14 protein-coding genes are annotated in these 21,705 nt (G+C 68.7%); 5 read left to right on the forward strand and 9 right to left on the reverse strand.

All coding sequences use genetic code 11. The features are described from left to right. Positions 1 to 6: 6 nt before the first annotated feature. Positions 7 to 1,116 (reverse strand): substrate-binding domain-containing protein, encoded by a 1,110-nt coding sequence (locus tag RS84_RS07170; protein WP_045257108.1) that lies wholly within the window; start codon positions 1,114 to 1,116, stop codon positions 7 to 9. Between the two features lie 119 nt (positions 1,117 to 1,235). On the opposite strand from RS84_RS07170, the gene RS84_RS07175 reads away from it, so the two are divergent. From RS84_RS07175 to RS84_RS07185, 3 genes are all read left to right on the forward strand, one after another. After that, the gene (locus tag RS84_RS07175; protein ID WP_235281418.1) at positions 1,236 to 2,279 is read left to right on the forward strand and encodes a LacI family DNA-binding transcriptional regulator; all 1,044 of its coding nucleotides are present in this window, start codon (positions 1,236 to 1,238) and stop codon (positions 2,277 to 2,279) included. Between the two features lie 107 nt (positions 2,280 to 2,386). Further along, positions 2,387 to 5,323, forward strand: a complete 2,937-nt coding sequence (locus RS84_RS07180; protein WP_321163033.1) for a glycoside hydrolase family 32 protein — start codon at positions 2,387 to 2,389, stop codon at positions 5,321 to 5,323. Positions 5,324 to 5,641: 318 nt separating this feature from the next. Next, on the forward strand, positions 5,642 to 6,229 hold the full coding sequence (locus RS84_RS07185; protein ID WP_045257110.1) for a nitroreductase family protein: 588 nt from the start codon (positions 5,642 to 5,644) through the stop codon (positions 6,227 to 6,229). A gap of 78 nt (positions 6,230 to 6,307) precedes the next feature. On the opposite strand, the gene RS84_RS07190 is transcribed toward RS84_RS07185, so the two are convergent. The 3 genes from RS84_RS07190 to RS84_RS07200 form a co-directional block, all read right to left on the reverse strand. Continuing rightward, positions 6,308 to 8,104: a glycoside hydrolase family 15 protein gene (locus RS84_RS07190; protein ID WP_045257111.1), complete on the reverse strand. Its 1,797-nt coding sequence runs from the start codon at positions 8,102 to 8,104 to the stop codon at positions 6,308 to 6,310. A 157-nt stretch (positions 8,105 to 8,261) separates the two neighbouring features. Then, complete coding sequence (locus RS84_RS07195; protein ID WP_045257112.1) at positions 8,262 to 9,722, reverse strand: nucleobase:cation symporter-2 family protein; 1,461 nt, start codon at positions 9,720 to 9,722, stop codon at positions 8,262 to 8,264. A gap of 53 nt (positions 9,723 to 9,775) precedes the next feature. Then, complete coding sequence (locus RS84_RS07200) at positions 9,776 to 11,143, reverse strand: 8-oxoguanine deaminase (protein ID WP_045257113.1); 1,368 nt, start codon at positions 11,141 to 11,143, stop codon at positions 9,776 to 9,778. Between the two features lie 262 nt (positions 11,144 to 11,405). Here RS84_RS07200 and RS84_RS07205 point away from each other — a divergent pair, with 262 nt between their 5' ends. Together RS84_RS07205 and RS84_RS07210 are read left to right on the forward strand one after the other, a co-directional pair. Then, complete coding sequence (locus RS84_RS07205) at positions 11,406 to 12,770, forward strand: glucose-6-phosphate dehydrogenase (protein WP_045257114.1); 1,365 nt, start codon at positions 11,406 to 11,408, stop codon at positions 12,768 to 12,770. A 90-nt stretch (positions 12,771 to 12,860) separates the two neighbouring features. Continuing rightward, entirely contained in the window at positions 12,861 to 13,949 is a 1,089-nt protein-coding gene (locus RS84_RS07210; protein WP_045257115.1) for a hypothetical protein, read from the forward strand. Positions 13,950 to 14,009: 60 nt separating this feature from the next. Here RS84_RS07210 and RS84_RS07215 read toward each other — a convergent pair whose 3' ends face one another. From RS84_RS07215 to RS84_RS07235, 5 genes are all read right to left on the reverse strand, one after another. Next, complete coding sequence (locus RS84_RS07215) at positions 14,010 to 16,208, reverse strand: ATP-dependent Clp protease ATP-binding subunit (RefSeq protein ID WP_082062082.1); 2,199 nt, start codon at positions 16,206 to 16,208, stop codon at positions 14,010 to 14,012. Between the two features lie 210 nt (positions 16,209 to 16,418). Then, on the reverse strand, positions 16,419 to 17,810 hold the full coding sequence (gene allB / locus RS84_RS07220) for an allantoinase AllB (RefSeq protein ID WP_045257116.1): 1,392 nt from the start codon (positions 17,808 to 17,810) through the stop codon (positions 16,419 to 16,421). Between the two features lie 68 nt (positions 17,811 to 17,878). Then, on the reverse strand, positions 17,879 to 19,012 hold the full coding sequence (locus RS84_RS07225; RefSeq protein WP_045257117.1) for a glycerate kinase: 1,134 nt from the start codon (positions 19,010 to 19,012) through the stop codon (positions 17,879 to 17,881). Positions 19,013 to 19,019: 7 nt separating this feature from the next. Next, a complete protein-coding gene (gene gcl / locus RS84_RS07230; RefSeq protein ID WP_045257118.1) occupies positions 19,020 to 20,807 on the reverse strand; it encodes a glyoxylate carboligase in 1,788 nt (595 codons plus the stop codon). Further along, on the reverse strand, positions 20,804 to 21,688 hold the full coding sequence (locus RS84_RS07235) for a 2-hydroxy-3-oxopropionate reductase (RefSeq protein WP_045257119.1): 885 nt from the start codon (positions 21,686 to 21,688) through the stop codon (positions 20,804 to 20,806). Before RS84_RS07235 ends, gcl begins: the two co-directional genes overlap by 4 nt. Between the last annotated feature and the right edge of the window lie 17 nt (positions 21,689 to 21,705).

Raw genomic sequence — 21,705 nt, forward strand, 5'->3', positions numbered from 1 at the left:
AGGGTGTTACTTGCCGCCCCAGCAGATGTCGAGGGCAGCGGCGGTGTCGATCGACTCCACGCCCTCGACGGGCGTGTCGGTGACCAGCTGGACACCCGTGTTGAAGAAGTCGAGGCCCTCGGAGTTCTCGGGCTTCGTGCCGTCCTTGACCAGGTCGACGATGGACTTCACGCCGAGCTCCGCCATCTTCACGGGGTACTGCTGGCTGGTGGCGTCGATGATGCCGTCCTTCACCTGGCCGACACCCGCGCATCCGCCGTCGATCGAGACGATCAGCACGTCGTCCTTGCTCTTGCCCGCGGCCTCGAGCGCCTGGTACGCGCCGTAGGCGGCCGGCTCGTTGATCGTGTAGACGACGTTGATGTCGGGGTTCTTGGCGAGCAGGTTCTCCATCGCCGTACGGCCGCCGTCTTCGGCGCCCTGCGAAGCCTCGTTGCCGACGATCTCGTACGAGCCGCCCTTGCCGCCGGTGTAGCTGCCGGTCGACTCCTCGTCGCCGTTCACGTTCTTATCGCCGAGGTCGACACCGAGGCCGGAGAGGAAGCCCTGGTCGCGGTTGTAGTCGACGCTCACGGCCTTGTCGTCGAAGAGATCGATCAGGCCGATGACCGCGTCCTTGCCGTCGAGCGCCCCTGCGGTCCACTCGCCGACATACTCGCCCGCGAGGAAGTTGTCTGTCGCGAAGGTGATGTCCACGGCGTCCGCCGGGTCGGGAACCGTGTCGAGAGCGATCACGTAGATGCCCGCCTGACGCGCCTTGTCGATCGCGTCGAGCACGGCGGGGCCGTTGGGCGTGATGAGGATTCCCTTGTCGCCCTTGGAGATGGCGGCCTCGATCGCCTGGATCTGGGTGTCCTCGTCGCCGTCCTCCTTGCCTGCGGCGAGCGTCAGCTTGACGCCGTCCTTCTCGGCTGCGGCCTTCGCGCCATCCTGCATCGCGATGAAGAACGGGTTGGAGTTCGTCTTGACGATCAGCGAGACGCCGATCTCGTCATCCGCGCCGCCGCCGGTCGCGGGGCCGGATCCGGCGCATCCGGTCAGGGAGACCGCGAGCGCGGCCGAGGCGCCGATGGCAGCGGCGAGCACGCGGCTGCGACGGGTGAAGTGCTTCGTCATTGAATGGTCCTCTCGGGCGGTTCGTCGCCTCATTGACAACGATGTCAGGGATAGTTGTACCCGCATCGCCCAGTAGAGTCAAGTGCAATCGCAAGAATCGAGATCATCCCGTGACACCGATGTCAGAACCCCGTCAGGGCAGCGGCGGCCGCCCGAGAGCCACCATGAAGCAGGTGGCCGCTCTGGCCGGAGTGGGCACCAAGACCGTCTCGCGCGTCATCAACGACGAGCCCAACGTCTCCGACGCGACCGCGGCCCGCGTGTGGGACGCGATCCGCGCACTCGACTACCAGCCCGATCTGCAGGCGGGCAGCCTGCGCCGCTCCGACGGGCGCACCCGCACCCTCGGCCTGCTGGTCGGCAGCGTCGACAACCCGTTCGCCGGTGCGATCCACCGCGTGGTCGAAGACCTCGCCGCCGAGCGCGGCATGGCCGTGTTCGCCTCGAGCCTCGACGACGATCCCGCCCGCGAGGGCAGTGCCGTGCGCGCCTTCCTGCAGCGCCGGGTCGACGGCCTCATCCTCACCACGGCATCCCGCCGACCCGACTACCTGCCGCAGCTGCGCGAACGCGGCATCCCCGCGGTGTTCGTCGACCGCGAGCCGCTCGTCGACGGGCTCGACACGGTGGCGAGCGACAACCGCGCGGGCGCAGAGGCCGGGGTCGCGCATCTCATCGAGCAGGGGCATCGCCGCATCGCACTCCTCGCCGACCGGCTCGACCTCGCCACCGCGAGTCAGCGCCAGCAGGGGTACCTCGACGCCCTGGCCGCTGCGGGCATATCCCGCTCGGACGCGCTCATGGCCACGGACCTTCACGACGTCGATTCGGCGCGCACGGCGCTGGAGCGGATGCTCGGCGCGGCCGAGCCGCCGACGGCCGTGTTCAGTGCGCAGAACCTCATCACGATCGGTGCGCTGCATGCCCTGCGCGATGCCGGATGCTCGCGCTCGGTCGCACTGGTCGGCTTCGACGACCTTCCTCTGGCCGACCTTCTCGACCCCGGCGTGACGGTCGTCGCGCAGGACCCGCAGGAGATCGGCCGCCGAGCGGCCGAACGGCTCTTCGCGCTGCTCGAGGGCGCGGATGAGGCGCCGATCCGCTCGGTCGTTCCGACGCGTCTGATCGCCCGAGGATCAGGCGAGATCACGCCTGCGGCCTGAGCGAGTTCCGAACTCGCTCTTGCGTTGTCCACCGGACAAGCCGTAAGTTCTCGCGTCAGAGATTGACATCGATGTCAATCCGGAGAGTCACGCACGAAGGAGCGCGAATGATCCCCCCACTGAACCCTTCTCCCGGCATCCGTCGGCGAGCCCGCGCCACCGCGGGCGTCGCGCTCGGCGCCGCCCTGATGATCGGATGCATCTGCCTGCCTGCCATGGCCGCCGAGAACACGCCCGGCGATGAGCAGTACCGGCCGCTCGTGCACTTCACGCCCGAGCAGAACTGGATGAACGACCCCAACGGGCTCGTGTATGTCGACGGCACCTATCACCTGTTCTTCCAGCACAATCCGCAGGGCACGACCTGGGGCAACATGAGCTGGGGGCACGCCACGTCGACCGACCTCCTGCACTGGACGCAGCAGCCCCTCGCGATCCCGCAGACCTTCGACGATCAGGGCCGCCCGATCGAGGACATCTTCTCGGGCTCGATCGTCGTGGATCACGACAACTCGGCAGGATTCGGGCCCGCGGGCTCCAGCCCGATGGTGGCGATCTACACCTCCGCGTACACGCCCCAGCATCCGGAGCACGCGGGAGTGCAGGCGCAGTCGCTCGCCTACAGCCTCGACGACGGCCAGACCTGGACGAAGTACGAGGGCAACCCCGTGCTCGATCGCGGCTCCGCGAACTTCCGCGACCCGAAGGTCTTCCGGTACGACGGCCCGGCCGGAGAGTACTGGGTGATGGTCGCGGTCGAAGCGCTTGAGCACAAGGTCGTGATCTCCAAGAGCACCGATCTGAAGAACTGGGAGCACCTGTCGGACTTCGGCCCGGCGAACGCGACCGGCGGCATCTGGGAGTGCCCCGACCTGTTCCCGCTCCCGGTCGACGGCGACCCGTCGAACACGAAGTGGGTCATGGTGGTGAACCTGAACCCCGGCGGGCCGAACGGCGGCAGCACAGGGCAGTACTTCGTCGGCGACTTCGACGGCACGACCTTCACCTCCGAGACGACGGATGCCGCGCCCGCAGCTCCTGAAGGGCGCGTGTTCGGCGGATTCGACGACGGCGACTTCGACGGATGGACCGTGCGCAACGACCCGTCGAGCGACGTCGCAGGCCCCTGGGGCGCAGCGCCCGCGACCGGCACGATCCCCGGCCAGCAGGCGGTGTCGGGCTGGGTGGGAGCGGGGCTCGTGAACGGGTTCCTCGGCGGCGACGCCCCGACCGGCACGCTCGAGTCTCCCGAGTTCACGATCGACGACGACTACATCGACCTGCTCGTCGGCGGCGGCGATCACCCGCACGTCGACGGCGCGCAGCTCTCCAACGAGCCGCCGGCCGGCTCCGCCACCCTGTTCGACTTCGAGCTGCCCGAGGGGCAGAACCTCGCCGAGTCGGGCTGGGCACTCTCGGGCGATTTCGCCACCGACCCCGACCGCAGCCCGTCGACACAGGGTGGCGAAGGCTACCTCGGCACGCGCCGTATCAACACCTTCGAAGCGGGGCCCGCCGGCGACGCGAACCGCGGCGACATGACCTCGCCGGCGTTCACGATCGACGGCGACTACGTGTCGTTCCTGATCGGCGGCGGCCGGAGGGCCGACGGATCGCTGCAGGCCGAGCTGCTCGTCGACGGCCAGGTCGTCCGCACTCAGACCGGAGCGAACTCCGGCAGCCTGAACTGGGCATCGTGGAACGTCGCCGACCTTCAGGGACAGCAGGCCGAGATCCGCATCCATGACGACGCAGACGGCGGATGGGGCCATCTGACGTTCGACAACGCCGTGATCGGCGACGCGCCGGCGCAGGTGCGCTCCGACGAGACGTCGGTGAACCTCGTGGTCGACGGGCGCGTCGTGCGCACCGCCACCGGCTCGAACAGCGAAGCGCTGAGCTGGAGGTCGTGGAACGTCGCCGACCTCCGCGGTCAGCAGGCCAGGATCGTCGCGATCGACAACAACCGAGGCGGCTGGGGGCATCTGCTCCTCGATCAGGTCACCTTCTCCTCTGCGGGGGTGCCGCTCCCGGCGGACGGGTACGACTGGCTCGACTGGGGCCGCGACTACTACGCCGGGGTCTCGTATTCGGGCACGCCCGACCCCGGCTCGCGCGTCATGCAGGCGTGGATGAACGACTGGGATTACGCGGGAGACATCCCGACGTCGACGTGGCGCAGCTCGATGGCGCTTCCCCGCGAGGTGCGACTCGTGAGCACGCCGGAGGGGCCGCGTCTGAGCCAGAGCGTCGTGCCGCAGATCGACGGCCAGCTCGACCTGAGCCGCACGCAGACCCGCACGGGTGTCGAGGTCGACGGGCCGACCGCCCTCGACCTCGAGGGGGAGGTCGCCAAGATCGACGTCGTCCTGGAACCGGGGGCGGCGCAGAAGGCCGGCATCACGGTCTTCGGCGATGAGACGAGCGGCACGCGAATCGGGTACGACACCGCCGAGCAGCGCGTGTTCATCGATCGCACCGCCTCCGGGAATGTCGGCTTCAACCCGTCGTTCGCGTCGGTCGACGACGCACCTCTGCCGCGCGCCTCGCTCGCGGCAGACGGATCGGTGACGCTGGAGCTCTACATCGATCGAGCATCCGTCGAGCTGTTCACGGCCGGCGGACGGGTGACGCTCACCGACCAGGTGTTCCCGAACGAGGGAGCGACCGAGATCTCGGCGTGGTCCCAGGGAGGCGCAGCCCGGATCCGCAGCATAGCGGTGACGCCGATCGCGCCGACGATGTGGCAGAGCGCGGAGGACGGGGCGACGGCTCCCCCGGCGAGGGGAAAGCTCTCGGAGTCGAAGGCCTCCGACGGCTTCACTGTCAGCATGACCCAGAAGAAGGGCGAGGACGCGACGGTGTTCCGGCTGTATGAGAACGGAACGCTGATCTCCACCACGCCTCTCGATGCAGATGCCGGGCAGCGCTCGGTGGACGTGCACCTGACCGCGCGTGCGCCCGGGACGTACGTCTACACGGGAGAGCTGGAGAACTCGCGAGGCGTGACGGCGACCTCGAGCACGAAGGTGAAGGTGAAGTGATCCGGGTCTGAGCAGGAGAGCGGATGCCGCGGCGCCCCGTCGCGGCATCCGCTTGCGTCGCAGCATCCGCCCGCGTCGCAGCATCCGCCCGCGTCGCAGCATCCGCCCGCGTCGCCGAGACCCCCAGTTCGTGCCGAGACCCCCAGTTGTTCGCGCGAATAAGTGGGGGTCTCGGCAACATGTGGGGGTCTCGGCAGGCACGACGAGCACGCCGGAAGTCATTTCTCGTCTCAGGGAATATGCATGCACATACATGCGTTTAGGTTCGATGTAACCCGGACGAAGGAGTCCGATCCGCTCCTTCTGAAAGGCACTTCAATGAGCACTCCCGTTCTCGACCGCACCGCCCCCACCGAGCACCCCGTTCTCGACGTGCTCGCAGGACGCTGGAGCCCCCGCGCCTACGACGCCGCCAACGAGATCGACGAGGCCAAGCTGAACGCCGCCCTCGAGGCAGCGCGCTGGTCGCCGTCCGCCTACAACCTGCAGCCGTGGCGCTTCATCGTCGCCCACCGCGGCACCGCGCTCTTCGACCAGGTCGTCAGCTCGCTCGTCGAGTTCAACCAGCTCTGGGCAGCCAACGCCGCTGTGCTGATCGTCTCGATCGCCGAGACCGAGTCCGAGGACGGCAAGCCGATCAGCCACGCCGTCTACGACCTCGGCCAGGCCGTCGCCCACTTCTCGGTGCAGGCGCACCACGAGGGCCTCGTCGTGCACCAGATGAGCGGATTCGACCCCGAGGTCGTGCGCGAGTTCGCCGACCTGGAGCCGCGCTTCAGCCCCACCACGGTCATCGCCGTGGGCGAGCTCGGCGATGCATCCGGTCTTCCCGAGGGCCTGCAGCAGGCGGAGACCGCTCCGCGCGTACGCCGCCCGATCGCCGAGACGGTCATCCTCAGCGCCTGAGGACATACGCCCTCGCGCGTCGACGCCCCTGCTCAGCATCGCTGAGCAGGGGCGTCGATCTGTCAGGACGCTCCGCCCTCAGCGCGGGCGGTGCGCGCTGCGCGCCAGAGCGTCGGCGGCGCGCACGAGCGCCAGATGCGAGAAGGCCTGCGGCGTGTTCCCGAGCTGCCGGCCGGCGACCGTGTCGTACTCCTCCGACAGCATCCCGACGTCATTCGTCAGACCGCACAGCCGGTCCATGAGCGCGTGGGCCTCTTCGTGCCGGCCGGTGACGGCGTACTGCTCGACGAGCCAGAACGAGCAGGCGAGGAAGGCCCCCTCCGTTCCGGCGAGACCGTCAACGCCGGTGTCTGTGCGGTAGCGCCGTACCAGCCCGTCGGGCATGAGGGTCTGCTCGATGCGCTCGACCGTCGCGAGCATGCGCGGGTCATCCGGCCGGCAGTACCCGACCTGCGGGAGCAGCAGCAGCGAGGCGTCGACCTCGGTCGTGCCGTAGTACTGCACGAAGTGCCCCTCGACGACGCCTTGCTCGTCGATCTCGTGCCGCATCCGATCGCGCAGTCCGCGCCAGCGCTCGACCGGACCCTCCAGGCCGAAGTCCTCGACAGCGCGCACGGCCCGATCGAACGCCGCCCAGATCATGACGCGGGAGTGCGTGAAGTGGTGCGGATCGCCGCGGATCTCCCACAGCCCCTGGTCGGGCCGCTCGATCTGCTCTGACGCGAACCGCACCAGCTGCCGCTCGAGCGGCCACGAGAACTCCGACTCGTCGAGACCCGCCGCGCGCGCGGCCGAGAGCGTCACGAGCACCTCGCCGACGACATCCGCCTGATACTGCGCGGCCGCGCCGTTGCCCACGCGCACCGGCGACGACTTCTCGAAGCCGGGGAACCCCGGCAGCACGCGCTCGAGCAGGTCACGCTCCCCCGCGAGGCCGTACATGATCTGCAGGTCGGCCGGGTCGCCGGCGACCGCGCGCAGCAGCCACTCGCGCCAGCGATCGGCGACCGTGAGGAAGCCGTGATCGAGCAGCGCCTCCAGCGTGAGCGCCGCATCGCGCAGCCAGACGTAGCGGTAATCCCAGTTGCGCACTCCGCCGATCTCCTCGGGCAGCGCCATGGTCGCGGCGGCCGCGATGCCTCCGGTCTCGTGATTGGTCAGTGCACGAAGCAGCAGCAGCGAGCGCACGACGTCGCCGCGCCTGGGGCCGTCGTGCGAGATGCGGTCGGCCCAGCTCTGCCACCAGTCCTTCGTGCGCTCGACCTCGTCGTCGACCACGAGAGGGGCCGGCACCTCGCGATGCGAGGGGAACCAGGTCAGCTGCAGATCTCGCTCGTCTCCGGCCGACACGGTCAGCTCGCCGCGGTGCTGGTGGTCGACGGCTGTCAGCTGCGCGCCGCGAAAGGCCACGGCATCCGGCCCGCCCATCGCAACCAGGCAGGGCTCGTCAGCGGTGCCCGTCTGCCGCACCCACGGCATGCCTCGTGCGTAGTCGAAGCGGATGCTGATCTGCTGCACGAAGTCCATCTCGCCCTGCACGCCGACGATGCGGCGGACGAGGTCGGTGCGGCGGATCGCGACGTCGGGGTCGAGCCCGATCGGCATGAAGTCGTGCACCTCGGCGATCGCGTCATCGAGCTCCCAGCGGGTGATGAGCACGAAGGTGTCGCCGTCGTAGCGACGGCTGCATTCGGCATCGGCGTCGGCCGGATGCAGCTCCCACCGGCCGTGCGCCTCGTCGCCGAGAAGTGCGCCGAACACCGACGGGGAGTCGAGACGCGGCAGGCACAGCCAGTCGATGCTCCCTGTCCTCGACACCAGCGCCGCGGTGCGGCAGTTGCTCAGAAGTGCGTAGTCCTCGATGCGGGCAGCCATGACCGGAGTGTGTCATCTCGCGGCATCCGACTCAAGCTCGCCGCTCAGTGCACGGACGCACGCACCCGCCCCCGGCCCACGCCCCACCTGCGAGTCGACGCCCCATCTGACGGACGTGTGCCAGATGGGGCGTCGACGCTCAGATGGGGCGCCGGGGTCAGTGCGCGGGTCGTTCGACGATGACCTCGTTGCCTTCCTTGTCGACGACCTTGCCGTCGACGACGGAATCGCCGTCCTCGAGGGCGTCGAGGATCGCGACGGGGATGCTGCGGGTCGGCGCCGACACGAACGCGTTCTTGCGCTTCGCGCTGCCGAGGTGGTTGAACAGCAGGTTCAGCAGGATAGCGGCCACGGCAGCGGAGCTGATGCCCGAGTGGAAGATCGTCACGAACCACGACGGCATCTGGTCGTAGATGGTCGGCGCGGCGATCGGCAGCATGCCGATGCCCAGCGCGGACGCCACGATCACCAGGTTCATGTTGTCGCGGTACTCGACCTTGGCGAGGGTGCGGATGCCGGATGCCGCGACCGAGCCGAACAGGACGATGCCGGCTCCGCCCAGGACGGGAGAGGGGACCGCGGCCACGACGCGGCCGAGCACGGGCAGCAGACCGAGGATCACGAGCACGGCGCCGCCGGCGGTGACCACGAAGCGGCTCTTGACGCCGGTGATGGCGACCAGGCCGACGTTCTGCGCGAACGCCGACTGCGTGAAGGTGCCGAACACGGGCGAGACCGCGCTCGAGAGCATGTCGGCACGCAGGCCCGCAGCGATCCGCTTGGAGTCGACCTTGGTGCCGACGATCTCGCTCACTGCGAGGATGTCGGCCGTCGTCTCGGTCAGCGTCACGAGGATCACGATGAACATCGAGATGATGCCCGCGATCTCGAACGTAGGCAGGCCGAACGCGAAGGGGGTGGGCAGCGCGAAGACCGGTCCTTGGCCGACGGTGCTGAAGTCGGCCTTTCCGATGATCACCGCGAATATCGTGCCGATCACGATCGCGAGCAGGATGGCGAGGCGCGAGATGGCGCCGACGCGGACCTTGCTGAGCACCAGCACGATTACGAAGGTGACGCCGGCGAGCATGAGGTTTTCGGGAGAGCCGAAGTCGTCGGCGTTGCGATTGCCGCCCATCGCCCAGCCTGCCGCGACCGGCAGCAGGGTGAGTCCGATCGTGGTGATGACGACTCCGGTGACCACGGGCGGGAAGAAGCGGATGATCGTCGCGAACACCGGCGCGATCAGCAGGCCGATGATGGATGCCACGATCACCGCGCCGAACACTGCCGGGAGCCCGCCACCGCTCGTGACGATCGCGCCCATGGTGGCGACGCCCGCGAACGACACACCCTGCACGAGCGGCAGCTGCGATCCGAAGAACGGGATGCCGACGGTCTGCAGGATCGTCGCAAGACCGCCCATGAAGAGGCATGCGGCGATGAGCACGCCGATCTCGGTGCTGTCGAGGCCGGCGATCTGGCCGATGATGAGCGGCGGGGCGATGATGCCGCCGTACATCGTGAGCACGTGCTGGAGCCCGTAGGCGATCGTGGAGCCGAGTGGCAGTCGCTCGTCTTCGGGGCGGCGGCCGGGGGCCTTGGTCTGTTTCGTCATGGCGACCTCTTCGTCGTGTGTTCCGGGTTCGGGTGGGTGGTCGGGGTTCGGGGTCAGACCTGCCGCGCGAGAAGGCTGCGGGCGGCCTCGCTGTGGTGGGCGATGAGACGGGGCACGTCGAGGTCGGCGATCTGCCCGTCGAGCACTCGCCAGCGACCGGCGACCATCACGCGGTCGGCGCGGTCGGCGCCGCACAGGAGCAGAGCGGCGACCGGGTCGTGGCTGCCCGAGAAGCGCAGCTCGTCGAGAGTGAACATCGCGAGGTCGGCCTGCATGCCGGGGGCAAGAGCGCCGATGTCGCTGCGTCCGAGGGCTCTGGCAGAGCCCGCGGTCGCCCAGCCGAGGGCGCGCTCGGGCGTGATCGCGGCGGCGCCGTAGCGCAGACGCTGCAGGTACAGCGCCTGGCGGACCTCCTGGATCATGTTCGAGCCGTCGTTCGAGGCCGAGCCGTCGACACCGAGGCCCACGGGTGCGCCGGCCTCCTCGAGTTCGAGCGCGCGGGCGATGCCCGAGGCGAGGCGCATGTTCGACGTCGCGCAGTGCGACACCGCGGTGCCGGCGGCTCCCAGCCGGGCGATCTCGGCATCGTCGAAATGGATGCCGTGCGCCAGCCAGGTGCGATCCGAGAGCCAGCCGACGCTCTCCAGGTAATCGACCGTGCGCAGACCGAACGTCTCGCGACAGAAGTCCTCTTCGTCGAGGGTCTCGGCGAGGTGGGTGTGCAGGCGCACATCGAGCCGCTCGGCGAGGGCAGCCGTGTCTCGCATGACGCCGGTGGTGACCGAGAACGGCGAGCACGGCGCGAGGCCGATCTGCACGAAGGCGCCCTCGCCGCGCTCGTGATACGCGCCGATCAGGCGCTCGCTGTCGGCGAGGATGATGTCGGCATCCTGCACGGTGCGCTGCGGGGGCAGGCCCCCCTCATCCTCCCCCAGCGACATCGAGCCGCGGGTCAGCATGGCGCGCATGCCGAGCTTTCGCACGACGTCGACCTGCACGTCGACGGCCTCTTCGAGGCCGTCCGGGAAGAGGTAGTGGTGATCGGCGGCCGTCGTGCAGCCCGAGAGAAGCAGTTCGGCGAGCGCGACGGTCGTGGCGAGCTCGAGATCACGGGGCGTGAGGCCGGCCCACACGCCGTAGAGGCCCTTCAACCAGGGGAAGAGCTCGGCGCTGACGACCGGCCGCCAGGCGCGTGTGAGCGTCTGGTAGAAGTGGTGGTGGGTGTTGATGAGTCCGGGGATGACGACGTGCCGAGAAGCGTCGAACACCTGATCGACGGGCGCGGAGGGCGCTCCGCCTGCCGGTACGAGCTCGCGAACGAGGGCGCCCTCGAGGACGATGCCGCCCGCGGCATCCGCATCGGTCCCGGTGTACACACCGAGGGGGTTCTTCAGCCAGGTGCTGGCGATTGACTGCGACATGAGCGACTCCATCTGTGACGGTGGAGCCGGGGAGCGGCCCCACGTGGGGCCAGCTCAGTTTCCCTGTCTGCTGATCCAGGTGCCCCGTCATCGGAACAGTTCAGGTCTACCAGTCACGCTTCGAACGAGTCAAGACTTTTCTCATATCTCGGACTCGTAATTTCACATCTTGGAAGCTCTGTAGGGTGTGATGGTCTACCAAATGCCTTCTCGCATCGCCAGAGGGTGGCCATTCCGGGCCGATCGGGCTAACGTCCTGGCCATGGCGACCACTCCCACGACCCTGTTCATCCTCGGCGCCTCGGGCGACCTGACGTCCCGGCTGCTGCTCCCCTCTCTCGCCGCCCTGCTCGCGAGGCAGCCGCAGTGGCGGGTGGTCCTTCGCGGATCGGGCACGGAGGAGCGCGACCCGGAGGCGTGGAAGAAGCTCGTGGGCGTCGCCTTCGCCGACTACCCCGGCGCGATCGACCGGGTCACGATCGGCGATTACACCTCTGCGGACGTCACAGACCGCGACGCCGTGGCGGCGCTCATCGAGACCCTCGAGCCCGGCACCGTGCTGTACTTCGCGCTCCCGCCCGCCGTGACGCGCGCCGCGATCGCCGCCATGCAGGGCATGACTCTTCCCGAGGGCACCGTGCTCGCGATGGAGAAGCCGTTCGGCGACGACGAGAAGACCGCGCGTGAACTCAACGACATGCTCACGGCTCTCGTACCAGAGCGTCAGATCTTCCGCGTCGACCACTTCCTCGGCCGTTCCATGCTCCTCAACCTCATGGGCGTGCGGCTGGCCAACCGCATCCTGGAGCCGGTGTGGTCGGCGGAGCACGTCGAGTCGGTGCTGATCCGGTTCGACGAGAGCATCGCCCTCGAGGGCCGGGCCCGCTACTACGACAAGGCCGGCGCGATGATCGACATGATCCAGAGCCACCTCCTGCAGGTGCTCGCCCTGGTCGCGATGGACCCGCCCGCGAGCATCGACGAGCGCGATCTGCGCGACGCCAAGGCAGCTGTGCTGCGGGCGACGCACGTACTCGGCGACGACCCGGCTCAGTCCTCTCGTCGAGCACGGTACACAGCAGGCCGGATCGACGATCGCGAGCTCCCTTCGTACGTCGACGAAGAGGGGGTGGATGCATCTCGCAACACCGAGACGCTCGCCGAGGTCGTCTTCGAGGTGGCCAACGACCGGTGGGCCGGTGTGCCGTTCACGCTGCGCTCGGGCAAGGCGCTGGCTGCGAAGAAGTCGGAGGTGGTGCTGACGTTCCGTCAGGTGAGGCACGTGCCGAAGGGCCTGGCCGGTTCGCCGGTCGACGGCGGGCGGCTGACGTTCTCGCTCGGCCCCGATGAGATGCGGTTGCGACTGCACGTCACGGGCGGCGATGACCCGTTCGCGCTCCGCGACGAGGAGCTGTGCGCCGATCTCGGCGAAGGGCAGCGCCGGTCGTACGAAGAGGTCATCGACGAGCTGCTGGACGGGGAGGTCGCGCTCTCGGTGCGCGCCGACGAAGCAGAGGAGTGCTGGCGCATCCTCCAGCCCGTCAGGGACGCCTGGGCGTCGGGTGCCGTTCCCCTCGAGGAGTATCCGGCAGGTTCCACGGGCCCCGAGGAGTGGGCGACCAGCTGAGAGCCTCGTGCACGGGTCCCGCATGAGGGATCACCACAGCGATTCCGGCCGCCTCACCACCCGAGGGCTTTGCTTCGTACTGTCTTCCGGGTGAAGAAGAACGCTCATGATTCTCGACATCCCTCTGCTCCCGGACTCGTCTCCATCTGGATCCTCTGGCCCGTCCTGACGCTGCTTTTCGGCAGCATCCCGTTCGTGGTGGTGCTGGTCCTGAGCACAGGTGCCCGCCCGCTCATCGCGGACTACTGGGCGGCGATCTCATCGATCGGGGAATGGCTCGCCCCGGCCTTCGCGAATGGATTCAGTGCACTGCAGACCGTCGGCATGCTGTTGGTCGCGGCCGCGGCCTTCACCGGGCTCGCCGGAGACTGGCAGTCCGTGCCACTCCGTGCGCGGCGGCTGATCCGTCCGCTTTCCACGGTGTGCCTCGTCACGATCGCCGCCATAGGAGTGTTCGCAGGGCCCGTCATCATCCACGCCCCGGAATCGGCGTCCAGCATGATCCTGCTCTGGATGTGCAGCTGGGCGGTCATGTTGTTCGCCCTCGGCGTCTCGGAGATAGCGCCCCTGCGGCGTCAGATGATCCTCGCCCGCGCCCGGCATGTTCGCGCCCTGCGGCTGCTCGGCACTGACGCCCTCACGGGCACCCCGAAGACATCGTCATTCGTGATCGCCCTCGTGACCGTCTTCGGCATCTCGATCGCCACCACGTATGCGACGAGCGGGATCGTCGCACTCGTCATCGGGCACCTCTGGCCGTTGAATCCGGTGATGCTGCTGCTCGCCTATGCCACCTTCGTCGGGCACGTCGGATGGACGATGCGCGCCGACAGGACTCAGAGCACCGCGCTTCGCCGGGTCGGGACGTTCATCATCCTTCTCGGCGGCGTAATCGGTGTCTTCTTCGGCGCCGCCCTGATGGCCGTCCCGCCGGCGGGGATCGCCTTCATAGCGTTGAGCGTGTCGTGGACCTTCGTCCTGTTGCGGCCGGGCACCCTCACGCGGCTCTGGCCCTATCGCGTCATCTCGGCCACCATAACGAGCCGCGCGCTGACGGCGCTCGACGAGCAGACGATCCGTATCCGGAAGGCATGGGAACGGGAGCATCGGCTCAGCGTCGCCGCTGTTCCACGTCGCGGGCTGAGAGAGATGATCCTCTCCTGGCTGGCATCGCGGTGAGAGGGGAACGCTGAGAAGAGGGACGGATGTCACAGCATCCGTCCCCCTTTTCGGCGACCCCTATTCGTCGAGCAGCTCGGCCTCGATCACGTCGTCATCGAGACCGCCCGTGTCGAGCTTCTCTGACGTGAGCACGAGCCCCATGCCGTCGGCCGCGAGGTCCACCCTCACCGTGTCGCCGTCGTGCACGCCGCCCGACAGGAGCGCCGTCGCGAGCTTGTTCTGCACCTCGCTCTGGATGAGCCGACGCAGCGGGCGGGCGCCGAACACCGGGTCGTACCCCCGCTCGGCGAGCCACGACCGCGCATCGGGAGTGACGGCGAGCGTGAGCCGGCGATCGTGCAGCCGCTTCTGCAGCGCGTCGATCGTGAGTTCGACGATCTGCGCGAGATCGTCCTCGCTGAGGGAGGAGAACATCACGATGTCGTCGAGACGGTTCAGGAACTCCGGGCGGAACACCTGCCGCACCAGCGTCATCACCTGATCGCGCTTCTGGTCGACCGACAGCGTCGGGTCGATCAGGACCGGCGAGCCGATGTTCGAGGTGAGCACCAGGATCACGTTCGAGAAGTCGACCGTGCGCCCCTGACCGTCGGTCAGACGCCCGTCGTCGAGCACCTGGAGCAGCACGTCGAACACCTCGGGGTGCGCCTTCTCGACCTCATCGAGCAGGATGACGCTGTACGGACGACGACGCACGGCTTCGGTGAGCTGACCGCCCTGCTCGTAGCCGATGTACCCCGGAGGGGCTCCGACCAGGCGCGACACCGAATGCTTCTCGCCGTACTCCGACATGTCGATGCGCACCATCGCGTGCTCGTCGTCGAACAGGAACTCGGCGAGCGCCTTGGCCAGCTCCGTCTTGCCGACTCCGGTAGGCCCGAGGAACAGGAACGAGCCGGTCGGGCGACCGGGGTCGCTGATGCCCGCGCGGGAACGGCGGACAGCATCCGACACCGCCTTTACGGCGTCCTTCTGCCCGATCAGGCGCTTGCCCAGCTCGCTCTCGAGGTGCAGCAGCTTCTCGCTCTCGCCCTGCAGAAGGCGGCCGACGGGGATGCCCGTCCACGCCGCGATCACCGCGGCGATGTCTTCGTCGGTGACCTGCTCATTGACCATGCGCCCCTCTGACGACGCGGCGGCCTCCGCCTGCTCGGCCTCGGCGATGTCGCGCTCGAGGCGCTTGATGGTCTCGTACTCGAGCTTCGACGCCTTCGTGTAGTCGGCGTTGCGCATCGCGAGATCGCGCTGCGTGATCGCGTCGTCGAGCTGCTTCTTCAGCTCACCCACCCGGTTCAGTCCCTGCCGTTCGCGCGCCCAGCGGGCTTCGAGCTCGGCGAGCTCCTTCTCCATCGTGACGAGCTGCTCGCGCAGCGTGCTGAGCCGTTCCTTCGAGGCGTCGTCCTTCTCGCGCTTGAGCGCGAGCTCCTCGAGCTTCATGCGGTCGACCTGACGCTTGAGCTGGTCGATCTCGACCGGCGAGGAATCGATCTCCATCTTCAGCCGCGACATCGACTCGTCGATCAGGTCGATCGCCTTGTCGGGCAGCTGCCGGGCGGGCAGGTAGCGGTTCGACAGCGCGGCGGCCGCGACCAGTGCGCTGTCGGAGATCGTCACACCGTGGTGCGCCTCGTACCGCCCCTTGAGCCCGCGCAGGATCGCGATCGTGTCCTCGACCGAGGGCTCGCCGACGTACACCTGCTGGAAGCGGCGCTCGAGCGCGGCATCCTTCTCGATGAACTCGCGGTACTCGTTGAGCGTGGTCGCGCCGATCATGCGCAGCTCGCCACGGGCCAGCATGGGCTTGAGCATGTTGGATGCCGCGACCGAGCCCTCTCCGCCGCCCGCGCCCATGAGCACGTGCAGCTCGTCGATGAAGGTGATGATCCGCCCGTCGGACTCGGTGATCTCCTTCAGGACGCTCTTGAGCCGCTCCTCGAACTGGCCGCGGTACATGGCTCCGGCCACGAGGGCGGAGATGTCGAGGGAGACCAGCTCCTTGTCCTTGAGCGACTCGGCGACGTCGCCCGCGACGATGCGCTGGGCCAGCCCCTCGACGACAGCCGTCTTGCCGACGCCCGGCTCTCCGATGAGCACCGGGTTGTTCTTGGTGCGCCGGGTGAGCACCTGGCTGACGCGACGGATCTCGCTGTCGCGCCCGATCACGGGGTCGAGCTTGCCCTGGCGGGCGCGGTCGGTGAGGTTGATGCCGAACTGCTCGAGTGCGGATTGCTGGTCTTCGGTCTGCGGGGTGGCCATTCGTCCTCCTGAGGAGACTCCTTCTGCTGGATCCCTTCAGGGATCAAAGTTGAGTGGTGATGACTCAACTTTACTCCTCACCCCTCTCCTCCGTCAACGCCGACTCTCCCGCCCCGAACGCCGAGACCCCCACCTGTCGCCGAGACCCCCACCTGTTCGCGTGAACAGCCGGGGGTCTCGGCGATAAGAGGGGGTCTCGACGTGCAGAGATCACTCCGCGTCGGTCATGCCCCGGCGCAGCAGACGGCCTCGCGGAGTCTCGAAGTCGACGACCTCGCCATGCAGGTACGTCTTGCGCACGCGACCGGCCAGCGCCTTGCCGTGATACGGCGTGAGGTGGTTCTTGTGGTACAGCTTGTCCACGTCGACCACGTAGGCGTCATCGGCCGCGAACACCGAGAAATCGGCGTCGTAGCCCGGGGCGATACGCCCCTTCCCGGTGAGTCCCGCGAACTGCGCCGGGCGCTCGCTCATCCACGACACGACCGTCTCGAGCGACAGTCCGCGCTGGCGCGCCTCGGTCCAGATCAGCGACAGGCCGAGCTGCAGCGAGGCGACACCGCCCCAGGCAACGGCGAAGTCGCCGTTCTCGAGGTCCTTGAGGTCGAGGGTCGAGGGCGAGTGGTCCGAGACGATGAAGTCGATCGTGCCGTCCTCCAGCCCCTGCCACAGCAGCTCGCGGTTGCCCGCCTCGCGGATCGGCGGGCAGCACTTGAACTGGGTGGCGCCGTGCGGGATCTCCTCCGCGGTGAGCGTGAGGTAGTGCGGGCAGGTCTCGACCGTGATCTTCAGCCCGTCGTTCTTGGCGGTGCGGAGCATGGCCAGCGCGTCAGACGACGACAGGTGGAGGATGTGCGCGCGGCCGCCCGTCCAGCGGGCTCGTTCGATGACCTCGGCGATCGCCAGGTTCTCCGCTCCCCGCGGGCGCGAGGCGAGGAACTTGCCGTAGTCGTCGCCCTCGGGCTGAGGAGCGCGGTCGATCGCCCGGGAATCCTCGGCGTGCACGATCATGACCGAGTCGAAGTTCGACAGCTCGCGCATGTCCTTCTCGAGCTCGTCGGCGTCGAGGGGCGGGAACTCGTCGACACCAGAGTGCAGCAGGAAGCACTTGAACCCGAAGACGCCGGCGTCGTGCAGCGGGCGGAGGTCGGCCGTGTTGCCGGGCACGGCACCGCCCCAGAAGCCCACGTCGACGTGGGTCTGGCCCTTCGCCGCCTCGCGCTTGATGTTGAGCGCCTCGACGCTGACCGTCGGAGGGATGCTGTTCAGCGGCATGTCGAGGATGGTGGTGACGCCGCCGGCCGCAGCCGCCCTGGTGGCGGAGGCGAAGCCCTCCCACTCGGTGCGGCCGGGCTCGTTGACGTGCACGTGCGTGTCGACCAGGCCGGGAATGAGGGTCTCGTCGGCGCCCAGCTCGACGACCTCGACGCCGTTCAGGTTGTTGCCGAGGGGCTGCATCGCGACGATGACGCCGCCTCTGACGCCGACCTCGCGGGGCTGGATGCCGGCCGAGGTGAGCACGCGCTCTCCGCGGATCACGAGGTCGTAGTGCTCCCCCGTCGGGTCGAGCGACGTGCTCTGCGATTCTTCAGCCTGCGACATGTCGCGATTCCCTTCTCGCGGCCGCCGGCCGCATGTACTGATTCTGTCCCCTCGCTGTGGGACTCGGCTCAATTCGACGCGCGATCGAGCACGAGATCGAGCGCGAGCCGCCCGCCCAGGTCGACCAGCAGCGAGACGGCGTTCGCCATGCTCGCGGCAGGATCGGGCTCGATCTCGCTGAGCGCATAGACGCGGCGAAAGCCGGCGTCGGTCGCCTGCTCTTCGGTGATGGCCGAGCGCCCGCACACCGCGATGACCGGGATGCCGGCGGCTCGAGCGGCGGCGGCGACACCCATCGGAGTCTTGCCGCCGAGACTCTGCTCGTCGAGGCTGCCCTCGCCCGTGATCACGAGGTCGGCGCCGGAGATGCGATCGGCGAGTCCCGTGAGCCGCTGGATCACATCGATGCCGGGTTCGCGTCGTGCGCCGAGCACCGCGAGAGCCGCATAGCCCACCCCGCCCGCCGCACCGGCGCCGGGAGCGGTCGCCGACGGCCGCACGCCCGGCTGCTTCTCGAGCAGCTCTGAGAATCGGCGGAGGCCCGCCTCGAGGGCGGCGACATCGTCGGCGCTCGCCCCCTTCTGCGGTGCGAACACCACAGCGGCCCCCCGGTCTCCCAGGAGCGGATTGTCGACGTCGCTCGCGAGCACGATCGTCGCGTCGGCGAGACGCGGATCGAGCCCCGACACGTCGACATCGGCCAGTTCGGCCAGCGCCGCACCTCCCGCGCGCACCGGCCGGCCGGCGGCACGCAGCGAGACGCCGAGCGCCTGCAGCATTCCCGCTCCTCCGTCGGTGCACGCGCTGCCGCCGACGCCGAGCACGATCGTGGTGCATCCGCGGTCGAGCGCCGCCGAGATCAGGTCGCCGGTGCCGTGGCTGGTTGCGGTGAGCGCCGCCTTCTCGCCCCTCGGCAGCACATCCAGCCCGCTCGCCGCCGCCATCTCGATGATGGCCTCGGCGCCGCGCACCGCGAATCGCGCCTCCAGGGGTGCGCCGGTCGGACCCGCGACCCGCGCCGTGACCGCCTCGAATCCGCTCGCGATCGCGGCCTCGACGGTGCCCTCGCCGCCGTCGGCGACGGGTACCGTCTCGATCAGGGCATCCGGAATCACCGAGCGGATGCCGTCGCCGAGCGAGGCCGCGACCTCGGCTCCGGTTGCGGAGCCTTTGAACTTGTCGGAGGCGATCACGACGCGCATGGCGTGCTCAGTCCAGCAGCGCGTAAACGGCTTCCGGCGCGTCGGCCGCCGTCGTCGCGAGGTCTTCGAACTCGTTCATGGTGTCGAGATCGGCGCCCATGGCGATGTTGGTGACCCGCTCGAGGATCACCTCGACGACCACCGGCACCTGGAACTCCTCGCGCAGGCGCTCGGCCTCGGCGAAGCCGGCGGCGAGGTCCTCCGGGCGCTCGACGCGGATCGCCTTGCAGCCCAGGCCCTCGGCGACCTTGACGTGATCGACTCCGTAACCGGTGGCGACGCTGTTCTCATCGAACGGGGTGTTGATGTTGTCGAAGGCGAGGGAGACCTCGTAGTCCATCTCGAACGGACGCTGCGACTGGCGGATCAGGCCGAGGTAGCTGTTGTTCACCACGACGTGGATGTACGGCAGCTTGTGCTGCGCGCCCACCGCCAGCTCCTCGATCATGAACTGGAAGTCGTAGTCGCCCGAGAGCGCCACGACCTTCTCCTCCGGCTTGCCGCGGACCACGCCGAGCGCCGCAGGCAGGGTCCAGCCCAGGGGGCCGGCCTGGCCGGCGTTGATCCACTGGCGCGGACCGTACACGTGCAGCAGCTGCGCGCCGGCGATCTGCGACAGGCCGATCGTCGTCACGTAGGTCGTGTCGTGGCCGAAGGCCGACAGCATCTCCTGGTAGACGCGATGCGGCTTCATCGGCACGTTGTCGAAGTTGGTCTTGCGCTGCAGACGTGCCTTGCGACCGCGGCATTCCTCGGCCCAGCCGTTGTAGTCGGGCAGCTCCGCGACGCGGCCACGGGCGGCCTCGAGGAGCTGGTCGATGAACGCGCCGGCATCCGACACCACGCTGTAGTCGGGCGCGAACACGCGGCCGATCTGCGTGGGCTCGATGTCGACGTGCACGAAGGTGCGGCCCTTGCGGTAGGTGTCGAGGCCGCCGGTGTGGCGGTTGGCCCAGCGGTTGCCGATGCCGAGCACGAAGTCGCTCTCGAGGAAGCTCGCGTTGCCGTAGCGCTGCGAGGTCTGAATGCCGACGAGACCTCCGGCCAGCGGGTGGTCGTCGCCGATCGCACCCCAGCCCATCAGCGTGGGGAACACCGGAACGCCCAGCGTCTCGGCGAGCTCGACGAGCTTGGCGGAGGCGCCGGAGTTGACGATGCCGCCGCCCGCGATGATCGCGGGATGCTTCGCACCGATGAGCATGTCGAGCACCTTGTCGGCCTGCGCGCGGGTCGCGGCGGGCTTCGCCACGGGCAGCGGCTCGTAGGTGTCGATGTCGAACTCGATCTCGGTCATCTGCACGTCGAACGGCAGGTCGAGCAGCGCGGGACCCGGGCGGCCCGAGCGCATGATCTGGAACGCCGTCTGGAAGGCACCGGGGATCTGGCCGGCCTCGAGCACGGTCTTCGCGAACTTCGTGACCGGCTTCGCGATCGAGGCGATGTCGACGGCCTGGAAGTCCTCCTTGTCGAGCTTGGCGACCGGCGCCTGGCCGGTGATGCACAGCATCGGGATGCTGTCGGCGATCGCGGCGTAGAGGCCGGTGATCATGTCGGTGCCCGCAGGGCCCGAGGTGCCGATGCAGATGCCGATGCGGCCGTCGCCGGTGCGGCTGTAGCCGTCTGCCATGTGCGAGGCGCCCTCGACGTGGCGGGCGAGGGTGTGGCGGATGCCGCCGTGCCGGCGCATCGCGGAGTACAGGGGGTTGATGGCAGCACCCGGCAGGCCGAACGCCTCGGTGGCGCCCTCCTTCACCAGGATCTGGACGATGGCGTCCACTGCGCGCATGCGGGTCATGAGATGTCCTTACCGGAGAGTTCGTTGGTGAGCTTGAAGAGCCCGGAGTGGTCGAGGCCGCCGTCGCCGCGGGCGACGAGGGCGTTCACGAGCTGTGCGACGGCCGCGCCCAGCGGGACGGTGACCCCGACGGAGCGCGCAGCGGAGGTGACGATGCCCAGATCCTTGTTGTGGAGGGCGAGGCGGAAACCGGGGTCGAAGTTGCGGTCGAGCATCTTCTGCCCCTTCTGGTCGAGGACCTTGGAGCCGGCCAGCCCGCCGCCGAGGACCTTGAGTGCGGCATCCGTGTCGACGCCGAACGCCTCGAGGAAGACGACGGCCTCGGCGAGCGCCTGGATGTTCACGGCCACGATGAGCTGATTGGCGGCCTTGACGGTCTGGCCGGCGCCGGCGGGGCCGACGTGCACGATGGTCTTGCCGATCGCGTTCAGCACAGGCTCGGCCGCGGCGAAGTGCTCGGGCGAGCCGCCCACCATGATCGAGAGGGCGGCGTCGATGGCGCCCTGCTCTCCGCCCGAGACGGGTGCGTCGACCGCGCCGAAGCCTGCGGCGACCGCCTCCTCTGCGAGGGTCTTGGCGACGTCAGGCCGGATCGAGGAGTTGTCGATCCAGAGGGCTCCGGCCTTGGCGTTGGCGAACACGCCGTCCTCGCCGCGCACGACGCCCTCGACGTCGGGAGAGTCCGGGACCATCGTGATGATGACATCCGCGTCCTTGACGGCATCCGCAATGCTGGTGGCGCCCTTGCCGCCTGCCTCGACGAGCTTGTCGATCGGCTCCTGGCTGCGGTTGAAGCCGGTCACGTCGTATCCGGCCTTGACGAGGTTGGTGGCCATGGGCAGGCCCATGATGCCGAGACCGATGATGGCGATGCTGGTCATGTCTTCGCTCCTTCGCG

Origin of the sequence: Microbacterium hydrocarbonoxydans (genome assembly GCF_000956475.1) — a bacterium.
In the GTDB taxonomy this organism is placed as follows: Bacteria; Actinomycetota; Actinomycetes; order Actinomycetales; family Microbacteriaceae; genus Microbacterium; species Microbacterium hydrocarbonoxydans_A.